The organism is Robertmurraya siralis (assembly GCF_005502275.1).
GTDB classification, from domain to species: Bacteria; Bacillota; Bacilli; order Bacillales; family Cytobacillaceae; genus Robertmurraya; species Robertmurraya siralis.
In genome coordinates this window covers 50,292-66,567 of record NZ_SWLZ01000021.1, presented here as the reverse complement: position 1 = coordinate 66,567, position 16,276 = coordinate 50,292, and the positions used below count along the sequence as shown (strand labels likewise).

Sequence of the window (16,276 nt, the reverse complement as noted above, 5' to 3'; positions counted from 1 at the left end):
AGGGATTTATGTCATGGGAGGTTACTTTCTGCTAGCGATTGTCATTATTGGAATCTTCATTGGACTAATGATCACGCGAAAAGAATCGACTGAAAATAATGGCCTGAGTAAGAGAGGGCTAATGAAACTATTAATTTTGCTTGCGTTTATATTTATTTGTGTTGTTGTCGTAGTATTTTTAACTCCAGAAAGCTGGTTATAATTTTTTTAGGAAAAAAGCATCAAATTAGCACTACTTTAATTCCTTTATTTTACTTTGCGCTATGATAGAAGAAATATGGGAGGAGGAATAAAATGGCGACAATTGACTTGCAAAAGAAAGCGGTAAAAATTATTTTGGAAAAAAAGAAATTGATGACAGTGAGAGCCCGAGTCGGATTGGTTCTGGATATTACTGGTTCAATGCGAACTTTATACAAAAATGGTACGGTTCAAAAAGTGGTGGAGCGCATACTTGCGGTTGCTTCACAATTTGATGATGATGGTGCTTTGGATATTTGGGTGTATGACAACGAGTTTTCGAGATTGAAACCGGTAACGGAACGGGATTTCGAAGGATATGTAAATCGGCACATTCTTGAGAATGAACTGATACATAAATTTGGCAGAAACGATGAACCGCCTGTGATGAAGGATGTTGTCAAGAAATATACGAAGGAAGAGATAAGTGACGACCCTGCTTTTATTGTTTTTATTAATGATGGTGGTTGTCAAAAATCGATTAAATCGATCATTGAAGGGACGTCTATTAAACCACTATTTTGGCAATTTGTTGGGATCGGCAATGGTAATTTCGACTTTTTGCGAAAAATAGATACACTTGAGGGCCGCTTTGTTGATAATGCGAACTTTATTCATATTGAAGATGTCGATGCTATCTCTGATGAACAACTCTATGATATGCTTCTGACTGAATTTCCGAGCTGGATTAAGGAAGCAAAGGAGAAAGGAGTATTAATAGAAAAAGAGGAAGAGCACAAGCCGTTAGTAAGTGAAAAGCCTGACACACAAGTGAAAAAGGGATTTTGGAGCAGACTGTTTGGCCGTTAGCATTAATGTTTATAACGATTGCTTCACTGCATTAAAGCGTGTTATTATATGGTAAAAAGCTGGGAGGGAGCTCGATGTCATTAGAAAGTGTATTAGAACATTTTAAGAAATGGAATCGGGATACAGATGTGCAAATTTTTGAACAATCGAGTGCGACTGTCGATATGGCTGCGGAAGCCATTGGGGTCATTCCGGCTAGGATTGCCAAAACCCTTTCTTTTCGTGGAGAAGGGGAGCAAGCGATTCTTGTGGTCGCTGCTGGAGATGCGAAAATAGACAACAAAAAGTTTCGCAAGACTTTTGGTTTTAAAGCTCGGATGCTATCTCCGGACGAAGTATTTGCACAAACTGGACATAAGATTGGTGGAGTTTGTCCTTTCGGTTTAGCGAATAATTTGGATGTTTATCTTGATGTTTCGATGAAACGCTTTGACACCTTATTTCCAGCATGCGGGAGCACAAATTCAGCGATTGAACTTTCGTGTGAAGAAATTCAGGAATACGCAGGAGCTCAGGATTGGGTTGATGTCTGTAAAGGCTGGACGGATGAATCAGCGGTAGCAATATCATGAATAATAGACTTTTGATCAAACAAAGGTGATCGGACGGAATTCCCGATCACCTTTGTCATTGCTATGAGTTAAGGTGAATAACCGGATTAATTACCTGAAGCCTCCGTAAGTGGCTTGCACCGTAAGTTGCCGTAAAAACAGCCAATAATCGTTTGGCCGACGATGAGCATGTAGGAAAGCGCTTTTGTTCATCATGGCAGGGATCATTTTTCGCCATGCGCTTTTGTTTTTTACTTCTCTAACGCTTTTCTTTTACGAGCCAGCAATCTTTGGAATTCTTGTTCGAGTTCGGCACTCGGTTCAATGCTTAATCTGCTCAACACTTCAGTGATCTTCGTTTCCAGAAGGAGAAGATTATCTTCTTCTTCTGAGCGTGGCTCATAAGTTTTGTATTCCTGATAAGTGCCTTCGAATACACGAATCTCTTCATTTTCTATCGTCAATATTCTTGTTGCAATTTTTTCAATGAAGCGGCGATCATGGGAGACGAAAATGATCGTTCCTCTATATTCCATCAGTAAGGACTCCAATGCTTCAACGGCCTCGATATCAAGAAAGTTGGTTGGTTCGTCCAGAATAAGTGTATTAATATTACTGACGAATAACTTGGCGAGGGCTACTTTGACACGTTCGCCGCCACTAAGGACTTTAACTTGTTTGTAGACATCCTCCCGGAAAAAATGGAGCCGTGCTAAAACGATGCGGATGAAGGTCTCCGTTTGCTCGGATGAAATTTGCACATTTTCTAAAATCGATTTTTCAGAATCTAAAAGATCGATTGTTTGACTGAAATAACCATATTTTACAGCGGGTGAAAGCGTGATTCCGACGTCATTTTCAATGATTTTCTTCAGTAACGTCGTTTTCCCGCTTCCATTTGCTCCAACGATGGCTAGTTTGTCACCGCCGCGCACCTCGAAGCTCGCTTTTTTCCAGAGAACACGGTTGACAAACCCTCCTGCTACATTGAGGACACGGAGGATCGTTCTGCCAGTGAACGCTTCTTCGTTAGGCAATGCCATCTGTATGGGGGAAGTTTCCTTGATTTTTTCCACCTTTTCGAGTTTTTCCAATCTCGTTTCAATTGATTTCGCAACTGCTTGCAACTTTTTTTGTTTTTTGGCAAAATACGGCTTCACCTTTTTCGACTCAATTCCTTTTTTCGGTGCTTTTGTTGCGCGTGCTGCCTTCTTTTCTTTTAAAATCAATGCTTCTTCCAATTGTTTTTTCTTTTGTTCATATTTTTCATAGGCTGCTGCATGGCTCCGTAATTCAAGCTCCTTCTGCTCCAAATAGTCCGAATAATTGCCGTTGTACTCTTTAATGCAACCATTTTCAAGCTCCCAAATCGAGGTGCAGAGGGCATCTAAAAAGGCTCTGTCATGGGATACCAAGAGGATGGCGCCTTGCCAGGCTCTCAACTTTTTTTCTAACCATTCAATATGCTCTGTATCTAAATGGGTAGTCGGTTCATCTGCTAACAATATTTCCGGATTTCTCGCCAGTGCCTCAATAATATATTCTTGCGTCACTTCACCACCACTTTTAGTTGTGCTGGAACGCTTGAGCTGAGGTAAAAGCCCACATGTGCTATTCAGTTGGATCATTCCTTCTTCAGCCTGTTTTTTTCCTGCGAGCACCTCTAATAAAGTGGTCTTCCCAGTTCCGTTTTTGCCAATTAGGCCGATGCGTTCTCCTTGATTAACTTGAATGCGCTCAATATCTAATAATAGTTGATCCTTGATATAAAACTTTATGCCAATCGCTTCTAAAAGCATACGATCATCTCCATTGCAAAAGTATGAGGAGACAAAAAACGCCTCCTATATTCAGAATAGGAGGCGCATGGCTGCGCAAAGAAGCTGTCGTTGTGAGGACAACAACAGGAAATCTAATCCTATTCTGAAAATCTAAATTGAAGACAACACAAAAAGCAGCCGAGTCACTGTGTTTTTTGAAACCTTCAATTCGTCTTTTCGAAAAATAGGATTAGAACTTCATGTTTATTGGGTCACCCTCTCGTTATTGGTACTTTAAAAATAATTGATTTTTGAATTGCTGTCAAATGGAATTTGTCTTTCATGTGATGACGGTTTATTCTGAGTTTTCCTTTCGAATCTTCGTGCCTTTACTTTTATAAGGCTTCGCACTTTTTGCTTTGTTTGCACTAGCCTGCCAGCGATTCCAGCCCTTTTTTCCTGTTCCGCGACCTGTTCCACCTTTTCCTTTGCTCATAGAATCAACTCCATTCTTTTGTTAGCGTGAAGTTTTTGGCGGTTGGCATATTTCGCATTTCCGCTGATGATTGTTTTTGAAGATTTTAGCCTTGATCAAACCATAATCGTTCTTTGTCATCGACATCACCGTTGTAATTAATTAAAATCTCATCTCCAGCCTTGATATCTTTAAAAGCATAGAACTCAAAAGTGTGATTTTCAAAATTAATCTCATAAATGGCATTCGGTTCATATGAATGATTGAAAAGCATACCATACCCTAACAGAATTGCTGAATGATTTTTTCCATACTCAAAAGCATAATCGGCAAGAATCGTTTTTTCGATATGCTCATGCTGATCATTTGGGTATGAAATAACAGGGGCCTCATGCAGAAGCGTTCCTTTTTTAATATCTCTTGTGGCAAAAACTCCTCTATTGAATTCTCCGTTACTCAGCGGAGATGTTTTTACTTCGATCATTTGTCCACCTACTTGTTTTTAAGTATTCCTCTAACTGTACCATTAAATGATTCATTGAGCCATTAGGAAAAAATTTACCAATCTGATGCTCGTTTATTTTTGCAGTCTTACTAGGAGATATCATTAGTTTTCGTTAAACACTTGAAATAATGAGCTAATTATAATATAGTACATTACATCAGTAATGTACTAATTTAGAAAGGAGGAGGCCATGATTTTAAACCCAGATGATACAAAGCCAATATACGTCCAAATTGCCGAATGGATTGAAACTGAAATCTTAAACGGTCACTTTCAAAGTGATGAGAAGGTGTATTCTCAATATCAGCTAGCAGAGATGTTCACGATTAATCCAGCTACGGCAGCAAAAGGGCTCAACCTTTTAGCAGATGAGCAAATTCTTTATAAAAAGAGGGGGTTAGGCATGTTTGTAGCAACGAATGCGAAGGAAGCGATTGTGCATAAACGGAGAAGTGGTACGCTAAAGCAGCTTATTCAGGAGCTAGTTCTCGAAGCTGAACGCTTGAGTATAAAGGAATCTGAATTACTAGAGATGATTAAGGCCGCACGAAAGAAGGAGGGAAGTCAATGAATGTGATTGAATGCAACGGTTTAACAAAAGCATATTTTCGCAAAAATGTCCTTAACGGACTTACATTTACCATTGAGGAAAATAAGATTACAGGGCTGATTGGTCGAAATGGGGTCGGAAAAACAACCCTTGTGAAAATACTTGCTGGTTTAATTAAAGAAACATCGGGTGAAGTGAGAGTATTCGAACAGCATCCATTTAATAATCTTTACACGTCAGCAAACACCATCTTGGTTGACGACCAAATGTTTTTCCCGCCTGCTCTACAGCTTCATGAATTACTAGAGGTGGCTCAAAGCTTCTACCCAAACTGGGATATGGAACTTGCGCAACGTCTTTTACAATATTTCAGTTTTGATCCGAGTCATTATCACCAGACACTCTCAAAAGGGAGAACAAGCACGTTTAATATGATCATTGGCCTGGCTTCCAGATGTTCATTGACGATATTAGATGAGCCTACAACAGGAATGGATGAGGCAGTAAGAAAGGATTTCTACCGTGCTCTTATGAAGGATTATCTTGCTCACCCGCGAACCATTTTAATTTCCAGTCACCATTTAAATGAAATTGAGGATATTCTTGAGGACGTGCTGCTTATTAAAAATGGGAAAACACTGCTACATGAGTCTATTTCCGACTTAAAAGAATGGGCAATTGCTCTTCAAGGAGCTTCTACTGTCGTGCAAAAGTGGCTTGTAGAGCGCAACTGTATCTTTCAGCGCCAAGTAGGAAAAGACACATTGTACGCTGTTGTCAGAGATGATTTTACAAAAGAGAATAAAGAGGAGGCGCTAAGAGGCGGAGTAGAATTTATACCTGTAAAGGCTAGCGATCTATGCGTCTATCTCACGAATGATACGAAAGGGGGAATCGATGATGTCTTCGAACGTTAGTTTAGTGGAAACGGTGAAAAAACAGTACGCTTTTAAAATGAAAGCTTATATAGATGCATTTAGTTCCCTCGTTGGCATCCAATTTATTGCGTTTTTATTTTCTCTTGGCGGTGGTTCATCTTCAATGGGGACCTCAGATGGGTATCACTTTGAATTGAAGTTTTACTCTGCTGACCTTGTGATTATTTTTACGTTTATTTGGATTTTTGTAACGGCGATTACGATTACAACAAAGCCTTATCGAAATCAAGATTTCACATTTGTGACGAATCGTATGAGCAGCAGTCTCTCCAACATCCTTTTTTTACTCTCTGCGAGCTTGTTAGGGGCGTTTACTGCCGTTCTATCGCGCTTTTTAATCCAAACCGTCGCCTATTTTCTTTTAAAAGAAGATTTATATATTGCTTCCGTTATGACGAGTGAAATGATGATCGGGATAACAGTGAGCTTACTCTATGTTTTTTGGATTAGCTCGATCGGCTATTTCGTCGGTACGTTAGTTCAAATTCATAAAGGCTTCGCTTTATTAATCCCTGTTATTGTAATTGGTTCCTTGTTTTATGATGGATTTATGCAAAGATATGCCATGCTGCTGATACTGTTTCAATTTTATTTTTTAGAGTCATCGATGGTCCTGTTTGCGATTAAGACGTTGATTACGACTGCGGTACTCTTCTTTGCATCAATTGCTATTCTCAATCGAATGGAGGTAAGACGATGACTTTCGCTGCACTTATCCCAATGGCTGTCATAGTTGCACTACCGCTGCTCTTTTTTATCGTTCGGGTTAAAAAGAAAGTAACCCATTGGCTTTTAGTTGTATATATCGGGGTACTACTTCTATCTGTTGTTGCTGCCTTCTTTATTAAATCAGATGAACCGGAGATAACGGACAGACCGAGAGATGATCTATATGAGATGCTATACAGTGGAGAAATTTACGCTAAAGGCTCGAACCTCCTTCTTAAGGAAGATAGTTTTCCGATAGAAGGAGAGAAGGTAAGAGTAACTTCTTCCTACGGTGATGAAAGTTCCTCTGTTTATATTGAAAGAAAAACGGAAGATGATCAGAAAATGGATGTTCTTGCGTATGGGAGCTTTTCGATCGCAAAGCTAGATGTTGCAGAAGAAATTGTTTTACCAGCTGTTCAACTGAAAGATGAGACGCTTACGATTGTCTATCCGGAATATCAAAAATTGAAAACGTCTATTGTCATGAATGAATTTACGATCGAGCAATTTACTGGAAATAAAAAGTACAATTCTGAATTCCAAATAGACGGTCCGATTTTGTTAGTACGTATTCCGCCAGATCTTGAGATAGAAGCCGATTCAACAACGGAGTTGATTTCCATTGACGAGTGGAAGTGATCTATTTTTCGACAACAATGATGGTTTACGTTAAAATAATGGGATGAACAGAAGTATGACAAGGAAGTTGATGTATGATACGTTGGAAACAATTGTTGGAATACGATTTTCTATTGGATGTAGGCATTTCCATAGGGATCTTTCTGCTCTTTTTAATCTTTAGAAAACTATTCGCGAAATATGTGTTTTCTCTTCTAATGAAAATGAGTAAAAAGGCACCAACAGAATTTCTCTCCCGTGTATTCCTTTCGTTTGAGAAACCGATACAGTGGTTATTTCTCGTTTTGGGAGCATATATAGCTATTGATGTTTTTCCATATTTAAAAGCGGATCAAGGTCTTTTTCTAAAAATTTTTAAAGCATCGATCATTTTTTTCTTTAGCTGGGGATTGTATAATCTCTCCTCAAGTTCATCCCTGTTACTTACAAAAATGAATAAACAATTCAATATGGAAATAGATGAAATTTTAATCCCATTTTTATCGAAAGCAATACGAGTAGTAGTTGTCGTTATAAGCTTCAGCATGATTGCTCAAGTGTTTGAATACGAGGTGAGTGGCTTAGTGGCTGGTTTAGGATTAGGGGGATTAGCCTTCTCACTAGCGGCCAAAGATGCTCTTGCCAACCTATTTGGGGGAATCGTGATTATTACAGAGAAGCCCTTTTCGATTGGTGATTGGATTATGACGCCAAGTGTCGAAGGAACAGTTGAGGAAATTACTTTTCGAAGCACTCGTGTGCGAACCTTTGCTCAAGCGGTAGTAACTGTTCCGAATGCTACGTTGGCAAATGAAAATATTACGAACTGGAGTGAAATGGGGAAACGGCAAATTACGTTCCAGTTACGGGTTATGCATGATACCCCAAAAGAAAGGCTTCAAGCAGTGGTTGACAAAATTGAAGCGTATTTGAAAAACCATAAGGGTGTTCATAAAGAAACGATTTTTGTGAAATTCGATCAGTTTACTGAAAATGGGTTGGGGATATTTTTATATTTCTTTACAAACACGACTATTTGGGGAGAGTTTCTTGCTGTTAAAGAAGAAATTAACTTTTCTATATTGGAAATTCTTGAAGAAGAATCAGTACTGCTTTCAATCCCAAGTAGAAAATTGTATGTTGATTCTGAGAGTAGCAGCAGTCAACCTTTTTCCACGTCACAAAAAGAAAGCTCAAATTAATTTTTACCTAAAATCTTCTAATAACTCCTTTGAAGTTTGGTTACATTAGTAGCACGAACGATAAAAGGAGTTTTTTTATGTCGAAAATTAGCTGTTTTAATGAGTATGATCCGTTAAAAAAAGTTCTTGTGTGCGAGCCAAAGTTTCTCATGCAGCCGGAGTCAATGAACGTAAGTATCGATCTGGCGATAAAGGAGCATCATCACTTTGTGTCAACATTGAAGACTTGCGGCATAGAAGTCATTTCATTGCCGGCAGTCAAGCAGTTTCCAGAGCAAGTTTTTACACGTGATACAGGCTTTGTTTTAGGAGAAGACTTTTTTGTAGCAAACATCGAAAATTATATTCGCCAAGGGGAAGAAAACTATTTAAAGGAGCAGCTTACAGAAGCAGCTATTCCTTATCAAACCATTGCGAAAGGTAAAATTGAAGGCGGAGATGTAATGATAGATGGAGAAACCGTGTATGTAGGGATAAGCAATCGAACGAACACGGAAGCAGCTAGACAATTGCAGAGCTTTCTTCCTAATTTTAACATCATTGAAGTGCCGTTTTCCGATGCTTATCTCCACTTAGACTGTGTTTTTAATATTCTCTCTTCTAACGAGGCAATCATTTATCCAGAGGAAATACATGGGGAGAAGATAAAAGATTTGAAAAAACGCTATGATTTAATTGCTGTTTCAGAGGAGGAGCAGGCGACGCTTGCAACAAATATTCTTTCATTAGGAAATAAGAAGATCATTAGCCTTCCGATAAATAAAAATATAAACAAAGAACTGAGGCTACGAGGTTATGAAGTTATTGAAGTGGATTTCATGGAAATGATTAAGTTTGGAGGCTCTTTTCGTTGCTGTACTTTGCCAATATTAAGACAGTAAGGATAAGAACTGTAAATAAAGAGTAAAGGTTTTGTTGACCGTGATCGGATTATTGATAGCAATTGTCATTTTTAATTATTTGGGATTTAAGTACAACCGTTTAACTCAAAATCAAACGCTGCATATTTGGAGTTTCACGATTGCCTTTCAAGGATTGTTTGATATGCTGATTGAGTATAAATATCATGGTTACTGGTATTTTTCAAAAGAGGTTGAATGGAGAGGGGTATTGGCGCATACAATCCTGATTCCCCCAGTAAATATGCTCTTTCTTAGCTTTTTTCCTTTTAGGAAGAAACGAGTGGAGCAAGTGCGTTATATCTTTTTATGGACAGTGGCCATTTTATGTTATGAAGCATTGACGCTATTACCTGAGCCATGGGGTTATTTTTACAATGGCTGGTGGACATTGTGGCATTCGGCAGCAGTGGACCCTATCCTTTTTTTCATTTTGTTGGCCTATTTTAAATGGGTATTAAGATTGGAATTACTGTCGGGGCCAGGGAGATTTCCGAACTTGAAATGAAAAATAGGGGGAGAACAACTCCCCCTATTAAGGTTTAAAAATGCTTGTCTCCGAGGAGGGCAAAAAAATAGATCGCCATCGTAATAAGCCCGAAAGGCAAGCCAAATTTTGCCCATTCTGAACTCGTAATCTTAAGCTTCCCAGATGAGATGATATTTGGGATATTACCCGGGATTAGCATCCCACCGCTAATAATGAGACCAAGAAGAATGGCTTTAATCGTTTGATGACTCATTGATGGACTGATTTCTGCTGCGGCTAATGTAGCGTTATCTAAAACAGATGAGATGATGTTGATCCAATACAGAACGTTTTCGTGAAGTCCTAGAATATAGGCATCAATTAAAGGTTGAAACCCTGCACCTAGCAAGGTCAAACCCATGACGAATACGTATATCTTTCCAGTTCGAATGAAAATTTCTCGATACGTTTCCGGATTGTCAGAGACGAGTCGAGTTTTTTTAAATTGTGGATGGACAAAAAGAGCGGCAATTATCCCCATCATGATAATACCGAGAATCACTTCTCTGCCGATTAATTTCGATAGAAAGAACATATCCTCATTTAATTTACTAACAATAATCGTGGATAATGGTTCTCCAATTGGCGTTAGGGCAGCTCCAAGGCCGATTGAAAAGCAGGTAATAATTACTAGTTTCACTTCAGATGTTCTCTGTAAACGGAGCACAGACACGATGATAACAAGTACGAGAGAAGCGATTATGGCTGTAATGATGCTAGAGAGAAGGCCGAGTACAATGACAACAAGAGCAAAAAATAACGGATAGGGCATCGATTCGCTTACTTTTTTAATCATTTTTTCTAATGGATTCTTTAGCCATTTGAACAGGAGTCCAGCAATAAAAACAGCGGTGGTAATTTTTACTGGATCCTTGATTGCTTTCATGATTAACGAAGGCTCCCATATTCCGCTTACCCACACGGCGCTGATTCCCATAAAAAATAAAAAAAACTCAAGATTTTTCTCAATCATTTTTACCGAAAAAGGAAGAAAAAGCACTAATAGTAAAATGAAAATTAACCCTGTCATGGTGACTCCCTTTCCAATTTTTTTGTCCTAAAATGATACATATGCTTGTCTAGCCGAAATATGCCATTGTATTTTTTCTTAAATATATCCAATAAAAATAAGTTAAGAAGAACGCTATTATTGCTTAGCATACAGAATAAAGGCTTTTTTGACTAAAAGAAGGATATAGCTGAAAGCATGGTTTAAAATTTTGATGTTTTCTGTGTCAGGTCTCAATCAATTTTGTAGCTAGTGTTATTAGTTGTAGTTGAAAATGATTATCATTTATAATGGAATTATAGTTTCTAATGTTGGATCGTAGAAAGGAGAGCTTAAATATGTTTGTGCAAATGAGGAAAACAATCGTTACTGAAGGCAATGCGGATAAAGTAGTGGAACGTTTCAGTAAGGAAGGAATTATTGAAAAACAACCAGGTTTTATAGATTTAACGGTAATGGTTAAAAAAGTACGTCGGGGTGATGAAGAGGTCCTTGTGCAAGTTCGCTGGGAGTCAGAAGAAGATTGGAAGAATTGGGAGAAGAGTGACGCTCACATTGCTGGTCATAAAGCAAACCTCGGACAACCGAAACCTGACTATATTGTCGGTACAGAAGGCGGGAAATATGAAGTTGTAACAGTTAAGCAAGCAGTTAGTAGCACGTGATCATAAAGTAGCTAGAAGCTAGCTAACAGAATGATAGCAACGGTTAGCAATAATCTAGCATTTTTCTTGAGAATCTCGAATAATGAGGAGATACAATTTTAATAGTATAGAAAATCGAGTGTGAAATCGCAAAGGTTCCGTACTCGATTTTTTTTATTATGGTTCTGTTATATGTCGGTGTTGATTTTGGCTCATTTTCTCTCTGACCTTTCAGTTATACTGAAAGGCATATTAAACTTTGGTTTCACATGAAATGAGCCCAAAATTATTTTAACAACAATTCTATTAACAAAGCCTATTTTATATAAGGTTAAGTGGGTTTTGGGAGGTTTAAATCGCCCTCCAAATAGCGTGGCACTCAGCAGAGTGATTGTGGGCAAGGTGCAAGTTCATTTTGTGATTTAAGCCTGATAAAAGCAAGCTTAAGAATAAATAGGAAATTTATGCTAAGATATAAAGACATAGAAGGGAGAGCATAAATTAAAGGTCAACAAAAGAGTTTTATTGAAAATAGTTGGTTTAGAATTGCTACTAATCTTGTTTTTCACAGTAAACGGAGCGTTTGTAACCATAACAATGCCCACTAGTCCAGCATTACAGTTTATTGGACTTTTACCTTTGGCGGTAGGTACTTACATTTATTTAGTCATAAAGGGAAAGTGGAATAATTATTTTTCAGTAAAGAAACTAAAACCAATAAAAAAGACGTTTCTTTTCGGTGTTCCATTGCTATTGGTTTTACTGCTTGTTTTTATCGGAAATAAAGGAATAAATACTTCCTCTCTATTGGATGTATTCCTAATATTTATGATACAACTTTTTGTTGTTGCTTTTATCGAAGAAATTTTTTTTAGAGGCTTTATGCTAAACACTCTATTATCGAAAGGGTATAAAAAAGCTGTTATGATTTCAAGTTCCCTGTTCGCTATTACCCATTCTTTACAGCTTCTCGGAGGGCAATCATTAGAAGACACCTTGTTACAAATTATATATGCATTTGTTGTAGGGATGGTCTTATCGTTACTCATTATTAATAATCAATCCATTATCATGGCTATAGCTTTCCACGGCTTAAATAACTCTTTACAATTAATGGGTCAAGACCAAGGTTCTTCAATCTTTAGTTATGTCATCATTGCTATTTTAATTACGTATTCCATTTTCTTATGGATGCGAGCCTCGAACGCTACTATTTTAAAATGAAATGAAATTTGATAAGAGGTTTATTCAACAATAGTAGCTTTAATAGAGTAAAATGACATGTTTAAAAAGCTTAGAGCAAACGTTCTAAGCTTTTTAAACATTTGATATGGTCATTACGAAACTGTAATTTATCCTGCTATTTTTAGCTCCATAGTAACGGAACTACTTCTCTTTTCTGATGTTCTTTTTTATAGATTTACTTCATAATATCGTGGTCTACGTAGCGTTCGCCATTTAATTCACTAACAATATTAATCGCTACTTTAGCTCCGTCACCAGCAGTGATAATCGTATGCATGCTTACCCCTGCGCATGTTCCAGCAGCCCAAATCCCTTCAACGTTTGTTTTTCCCGATGGGTCAACATCAAAGATTGCTTTAATTCTCGGTTCTGTACCAGGTTTTGTTGAAACACCTGATTTTTCGCCAAGATCAACTGCCATGCCTGTAGCTAAAATTACATGCTGTGCTTCGTATTCACCACTTTCTGTAACGACAGTTAGTTGTGAACCATTCTTTTTAATTTCAGTTGCTTCAACCTCGACAAGTTCAGCACCGTGTTTTTTTGCCTGTTCTTTACCCGTTTCGACTAAATCAGGACCAGAAATGGCAGGAGCACCATAGTGATTTTCTAACCACGCACGCTTTGTCACGCTTTTTTCATTATCCAAAATAATTGTTTTCTTGCCGGCTTTTGCTGTGAAAATTCCTGCACTTGCTCCAGCAGGGCCTGCTCCGATAATTACTACATCATACATCTGCGAATTCCTCCTCAGTTTTAGTTAAGCCGAATAACATGCTCTAGCGTTTGCTATCCTCATTTTTGTAATCTTCTTCATCGATCATTTTAACAAATTTTTTGAAAAATAACCCAATATTTGCTTGAAGCAAATAGCATCAAAGAATTAGAAAAAAGAGAGGACTCTTTCCCATGTAATGGGCGTCCTCTCTCAGTCAGTAGAAATCTTGTATGCCTTATTTCGAATTACCAAGCTTTCCTATATATTTCAGCTAATTCAGAGACTAATGGCAGCTTAGGATTAGCAGTTGTACATTGATCCTCGAAAGCTTTTTCTGCAAGAAATTCGACTTTGCTCTCGAACTCCTTCTTATTGACGCCGTTATCTCTTATTTTTAGTGGAATGTACAATTCTTCAGCGAGCTTAATAATTGCTTGAATTAAGCTTTCCACTCCTTCTTCAGTAGTGCGGGCCGGAAGTCCCAGTGCCATCGCAATTTCTGCATAGCGTTTGTCGGCGATAAACTTTTCATATTTAGGGAACGATGCAAATTTCTTCGGCTTTGTCGCATTATAACGAATGACATGCGGCAATAAAATGGCATTAGCTCGACCGTGAGCAATGTGGAATTCACCGCCTAGCTTATGCGCAAGACTGTGATTAATTCCTAGGAAGGCGTTGGCAAATGCCATTCCTGCTATCGTTGACGCATTATGCATTTTTTCACGGGCAAGGGCATCATTGCCATTGCGATATGCTCTCGGTAAATATTCAAAAACTAGTTGAATGGCTTTAATGGCGAGACCGTCAGTGTAATCATTTGCCATAACGGATACGTATGCCTCAATCGCATGGGTTAACACATCCATTCCAGTATCAGCTGTAACATGCTTTGGAACAGTCATGACAAACTGTGGATCGACAATAGCCACATCCGGTGTCAATTCATAATCGGCAAGTGGGTATTTAATATTTGCTCTTTTATCCGTAATAACGGAGAAAGATGTTACTTCAGACCCGGTCCCAGATGTAGTTGGAATGGCAACAAATTGTGCTTTTTCACCGAGCTTTGGATATTTAACAATCCGCTTGCGAATATCAAGAAACTTTTGTTTTAGTCCAAAAAAGTCTGTTTCAGGGTGCTCGTAAAATAGCCACATTCCTTTTGCAGCGTCCATTGCAGATCCACCGCCAAGGGCAATGATGACATCTGGTTGGAAGGAAGCCATCAATTCTGCTCCTTTCATAACCGTTTCAATGGATGGGTCTGGCTCGACATCGGAGAAAATCTCGCAATGAACATAGTCAGGTCGTTTTCTTAAATAATAGAGAATTTTATCCACATATCCCAGTTTCACCATTCCTGGATCTGTAACGATTAAAGCCTTTGAAATATTGGGCATTTTTGCTAAATATTGAATGGAGTTTTTCTCGAAATAAATTTTTGGTGGAACTTTAAACCATTGCATATTGACATTCCTTCTCGCTACTTTTTTAATGTTGATTAAATGCATCGTTCCGACGTTAGTTGATACTGAATTTCCTCCATAAGTACCGCATCCAAGCGTAAGGGAAGGAATGTATGCATTATAAATATCTCCGATTGCTCCCTGTGAAGATGGGGCATTAACGATAATTCGTCCAGCCTTCATTCTTAAACCAAATTTTTTCATGACTTCTTCATTTGTTGAATGGAGAACGGCGGAGTGTCCCAGCCCTCCAAATTCTAGCATTTGTTCGCATCTAGTTAAGCCCTCTTCAAGATTTTGCACTTTATAGCAGGCGAGAATTGGACTTAATTTCTCTCTTGAAAGTGGGTATTGTGGACCGACACCTTCTAACTCGGCAATTAGAATTTTTGTATCGAGCGGAACATTTACCCCAGCCATTTTGGCAATTTTAGCTGCAGGTCTTCCGACAATATCGGGGTTAATCGTTCCGTGTGGCTCGCGAATAACTAATTTTTCAATTTTATTTTTTTCGGCTTCGTTTAAAAAGTAGCAGCCGTGTGCGCGTAGTTCTTCTTTCGCAGCATCGTATATTTCTTGATCAAGAATAACGGCTTGTTCTGAGGCACAAATCATGCCGTTGTCAAATGTCTTCGACAAAATGAGGTCGTTAACAGCTCGATAGACATCGGCCGATTTTTCAATATAGCAAGGAACGTTTCCTGGGCCGACACCAAGGGCTGGCTTTCCGGAACTGTAAGCTGATTTCACCATCCCTGATCCGCCAGTGGCCAAGATCAGCGACACTTCTGAGTGGTTCATTAATAGCTGTGTTGCATCTAAAGATGGCTTCTCAATCCATTGAATACAATGCTCCGGCGCACCGGCAAGAACAGCGGCGTCACGCAAAGCTCTTGCGGCTTCACTGCTGCACTTTTGAGCTGAAGGGTGGAAGGCGAAAATAATTGGATTTCGCGTTTTAATCGCAATAAGCGCTTTGAACATCGTAGTGGATGTCGGGTTTGTAACAGGCGTCACGCCAGCGATGACTCCTACAGGTTCAGCAATCTCCACGATCCCTTCATGGTCGTTTTCATTTATAATTCCAACGGTTTTATCGTATTTAATATTGTGGTAAATGTATTCTGTGGAAAATATATTTTTGATAATTTTGTCCTCATACACGCCACGTCCTGTTTCTTCTACGGCAAGCTTTGCCAGCGGCATATGATGATCTAAACCTGCCAGTGCCATTTGCTTCACAATTTCATCAATCATTTCTTGATCGAAATTTCGAAATTCTTGTAAAGCACGGCGCCCGTTTTGAACTAATTGATCAACCATTTCAGCGACAGTTTGCACTTTTGGTAACTCCTTTTCTTTAACAGCCATTTAAATCTCCTCCTGATATATTGTGAAGTATT

At 38.6% G+C, this 16,276-nt stretch carries 18 protein-coding genes; 12 read left to right on the top strand and 6 right to left on the bottom strand.

What is annotated here, in order from left to right:
- Positions 1–13: 13 nt before the first annotated feature.
- The 3 genes from FCJ93_RS19245 (at position 14) to FCJ93_RS19235 (ending at position 1,622) form a co-directional block, all read left to right on the top strand.
- A complete protein-coding gene (locus FCJ93_RS19245; protein WP_137744424.1) occupies positions 14–202 on the top strand; it encodes a hypothetical protein in 189 nt (62 codons plus the stop codon).
- Positions 203–294: 92 nt separating this feature from the next.
- Positions 295–1,050 (top strand): vWA domain-containing protein, encoded by a 756-nt coding sequence (locus FCJ93_RS19240; protein ID WP_137744423.1) that lies wholly within the window; start codon positions 295–297, stop codon positions 1,048–1,050.
- Between the two features lie 74 nt (positions 1,051–1,124).
- On the top strand, positions 1,125–1,622 hold the full coding sequence (locus FCJ93_RS19235; RefSeq protein WP_095311656.1) for a YbaK/EbsC family protein: 498 nt from the start codon (positions 1,125–1,127) through the stop codon (positions 1,620–1,622).
- Between the two features lie 230 nt (positions 1,623–1,852).
- Here FCJ93_RS19235 and FCJ93_RS19230 read toward each other — a convergent pair whose 3' ends face one another.
- The 3 genes from FCJ93_RS19230 to FCJ93_RS19220 all read right to left on the bottom strand — a co-directional run bounded on the left by FCJ93_RS19230 (position 1,853) and on the right by FCJ93_RS19220 (position 4,320).
- Positions 1,853–3,400 carry a Vga family ABC-F type ribosomal protection protein gene (locus tag FCJ93_RS19230; RefSeq protein WP_137744422.1) on the bottom strand — a complete coding sequence of 516 codons (1,548 nt, stop codon included), beginning with the start codon at positions 3,398–3,400 and terminating at the stop codon, positions 1,853–1,855.
- A 316-nt stretch (positions 3,401–3,716) separates the two neighbouring features.
- Complete coding sequence (locus FCJ93_RS19225) at positions 3,717–3,857, bottom strand: DUF3934 family protein (RefSeq protein WP_095311662.1); 141 nt, start codon at positions 3,855–3,857, stop codon at positions 3,717–3,719.
- An 85-nt stretch (positions 3,858–3,942) separates the two neighbouring features.
- A complete protein-coding gene (locus FCJ93_RS19220) occupies positions 3,943–4,320 on the bottom strand; it encodes an SET domain-containing protein (protein ID WP_137744421.1) in 378 nt (125 codons plus the stop codon).
- Between the two features lie 211 nt (positions 4,321–4,531).
- Between FCJ93_RS19220 and FCJ93_RS19215 the strand changes: the two genes are divergently transcribed.
- The 7 genes from FCJ93_RS19215 to FCJ93_RS19185 all read left to right on the top strand — a co-directional run bounded on the left by FCJ93_RS19215 (position 4,532) and on the right by FCJ93_RS19185 (position 9,767).
- Positions 4,532–4,912 (top strand): GntR family transcriptional regulator, encoded by a 381-nt coding sequence (locus FCJ93_RS19215; RefSeq protein WP_137744420.1) that lies wholly within the window; start codon positions 4,532–4,534, stop codon positions 4,910–4,912.
- Positions 4,909–5,808: an ATP-binding cassette domain-containing protein gene (locus FCJ93_RS19210; RefSeq protein WP_137744419.1), complete on the top strand. Its 900-nt coding sequence runs from the start codon at positions 4,909–4,911 to the stop codon at positions 5,806–5,808. The genes FCJ93_RS19215 and FCJ93_RS19210 overlap by 4 nt, the downstream gene beginning before the upstream one ends.
- Complete coding sequence (locus tag FCJ93_RS19205; RefSeq protein WP_095311672.1) at positions 5,792–6,529, top strand: hypothetical protein; 738 nt, start codon at positions 5,792–5,794, stop codon at positions 6,527–6,529. The genes FCJ93_RS19210 and FCJ93_RS19205 overlap by 17 nt, the downstream gene beginning before the upstream one ends.
- A complete protein-coding gene (locus FCJ93_RS19200; RefSeq protein WP_137744417.1) occupies positions 6,526–7,179 on the top strand; it encodes a hypothetical protein in 654 nt (217 codons plus the stop codon). Before FCJ93_RS19205 ends, FCJ93_RS19200 begins: the two co-directional genes overlap by 4 nt.
- Before the next feature lie 77 nt (positions 7,180–7,256).
- Positions 7,257–8,360, top strand: a complete 1,104-nt coding sequence (locus FCJ93_RS19195) for a mechanosensitive ion channel family protein (protein ID WP_095311705.1) — start codon at positions 7,257–7,259, stop codon at positions 8,358–8,360.
- 77 nt (positions 8,361–8,437) lie between these two features.
- Complete coding sequence (locus tag FCJ93_RS19190; protein ID WP_095311675.1) at positions 8,438–9,241, top strand: dimethylarginine dimethylaminohydrolase family protein; 804 nt, start codon at positions 8,438–8,440, stop codon at positions 9,239–9,241.
- A 40-nt stretch (positions 9,242–9,281) separates the two neighbouring features.
- Positions 9,282–9,767, top strand: a complete 486-nt coding sequence (locus FCJ93_RS19185) for a hypothetical protein (RefSeq protein ID WP_095311707.1) — start codon at positions 9,282–9,284, stop codon at positions 9,765–9,767.
- Positions 9,768–9,801: 34 nt separating this feature from the next.
- On the opposite strand, the gene FCJ93_RS19180 is transcribed toward FCJ93_RS19185, so the two are convergent.
- Positions 9,802–10,818, bottom strand: a complete 1,017-nt coding sequence (locus FCJ93_RS19180) for a DUF1646 family protein (RefSeq protein WP_137744416.1) — start codon at positions 10,816–10,818, stop codon at positions 9,802–9,804.
- 317 nt (positions 10,819–11,135) lie between these two features.
- Between FCJ93_RS19180 and FCJ93_RS19175 the strand changes: the two genes are divergently transcribed.
- Positions 11,136–11,462 carry an antibiotic biosynthesis monooxygenase gene (locus FCJ93_RS19175; protein ID WP_137744415.1) on the top strand — a complete coding sequence of 109 codons (327 nt, stop codon included), beginning with the start codon at positions 11,136–11,138 and terminating at the stop codon, positions 11,460–11,462.
- Between the two features lie 504 nt (positions 11,463–11,966).
- Positions 11,967–12,665 carry a CPBP family intramembrane glutamic endopeptidase gene (locus FCJ93_RS19170; protein WP_137744414.1) on the top strand — a complete coding sequence of 233 codons (699 nt, stop codon included), beginning with the start codon at positions 11,967–11,969 and terminating at the stop codon, positions 12,663–12,665.
- Between the two features lie 196 nt (positions 12,666–12,861).
- Here FCJ93_RS19170 and FCJ93_RS19165 read toward each other — a convergent pair whose 3' ends face one another.
- On the bottom strand, positions 12,862–13,422 hold the full coding sequence (locus FCJ93_RS19165; RefSeq protein ID WP_137744413.1) for an FAD-dependent oxidoreductase: 561 nt from the start codon (positions 13,420–13,422) through the stop codon (positions 12,862–12,864).
- 227 nt (positions 13,423–13,649) lie between these two features.
- A complete protein-coding gene (gene adhE, locus FCJ93_RS19160; protein ID WP_137744412.1) occupies positions 13,650–16,244 on the bottom strand; it encodes a bifunctional acetaldehyde-CoA/alcohol dehydrogenase in 2,595 nt (864 codons plus the stop codon).
- Positions 16,245–16,276: the final 32 nt, after the last annotated feature.

Coding starts and splice junctions, on each gene's coding strand:
- FCJ93_RS19245 (WP_137744424.1), top strand. CDS start 14: ATGGGAGGTTACTTTCTGCTAGCGATTGTCATTATTGGAATCTTCATT.
- FCJ93_RS19240 (WP_137744423.1), top strand. CDS start 295: ATGGCGACAATTGACTTGCAAAAGAAAGCGGTAAAAATTATTTTGGAA.
- FCJ93_RS19235 (WP_095311656.1), top strand. CDS start 1,125: ATGTCATTAGAAAGTGTATTAGAACATTTTAAGAAATGGAATCGGGAT.
- FCJ93_RS19230 (WP_137744422.1), bottom strand. CDS start 3,400: ATGCTTTTAGAAGCGATTGGCATAAAGTTTTATATCAAGGATCAACTA.
- FCJ93_RS19225 (WP_095311662.1), bottom strand. CDS start 3,857: ATGAGCAAAGGAAAAGGTGGAACAGGTCGCGGAACAGGAAAAAAGGGC.
- FCJ93_RS19220 (WP_137744421.1), bottom strand. CDS start 4,320: ATGATCGAAGTAAAAACATCTCCGCTGAGTAACGGAGAATTCAATAGA.
- FCJ93_RS19215 (WP_137744420.1), top strand. CDS start 4,532: ATGATTTTAAACCCAGATGATACAAAGCCAATATACGTCCAAATTGCC.
- FCJ93_RS19210 (WP_137744419.1), top strand. CDS start 4,909: ATGAATGTGATTGAATGCAACGGTTTAACAAAAGCATATTTTCGCAAA.
- FCJ93_RS19205 (WP_095311672.1), top strand. CDS start 5,792: ATGTCTTCGAACGTTAGTTTAGTGGAAACGGTGAAAAAACAGTACGCT.
- FCJ93_RS19200 (WP_137744417.1), top strand. CDS start 6,526: ATGACTTTCGCTGCACTTATCCCAATGGCTGTCATAGTTGCACTACCG.
- FCJ93_RS19190 (WP_095311675.1), top strand. CDS start 8,438: ATGTCGAAAATTAGCTGTTTTAATGAGTATGATCCGTTAAAAAAAGTT.
- FCJ93_RS19180 (WP_137744416.1), bottom strand. CDS start 10,818: ATGACAGGGTTAATTTTCATTTTACTATTAGTGCTTTTTCTTCCTTTT.
- FCJ93_RS19175 (WP_137744415.1), top strand. CDS start 11,136: ATGTTTGTGCAAATGAGGAAAACAATCGTTACTGAAGGCAATGCGGAT.
- FCJ93_RS19165 (WP_137744413.1), bottom strand. CDS start 13,422: ATGTATGATGTAGTAATTATCGGAGCAGGCCCTGCTGGAGCAAGTGCA.
- adhE (WP_137744412.1), bottom strand. CDS start 16,244: ATGGCTGTTAAAGAAAAGGAGTTACCAAAAGTGCAAACTGTCGCTGAA.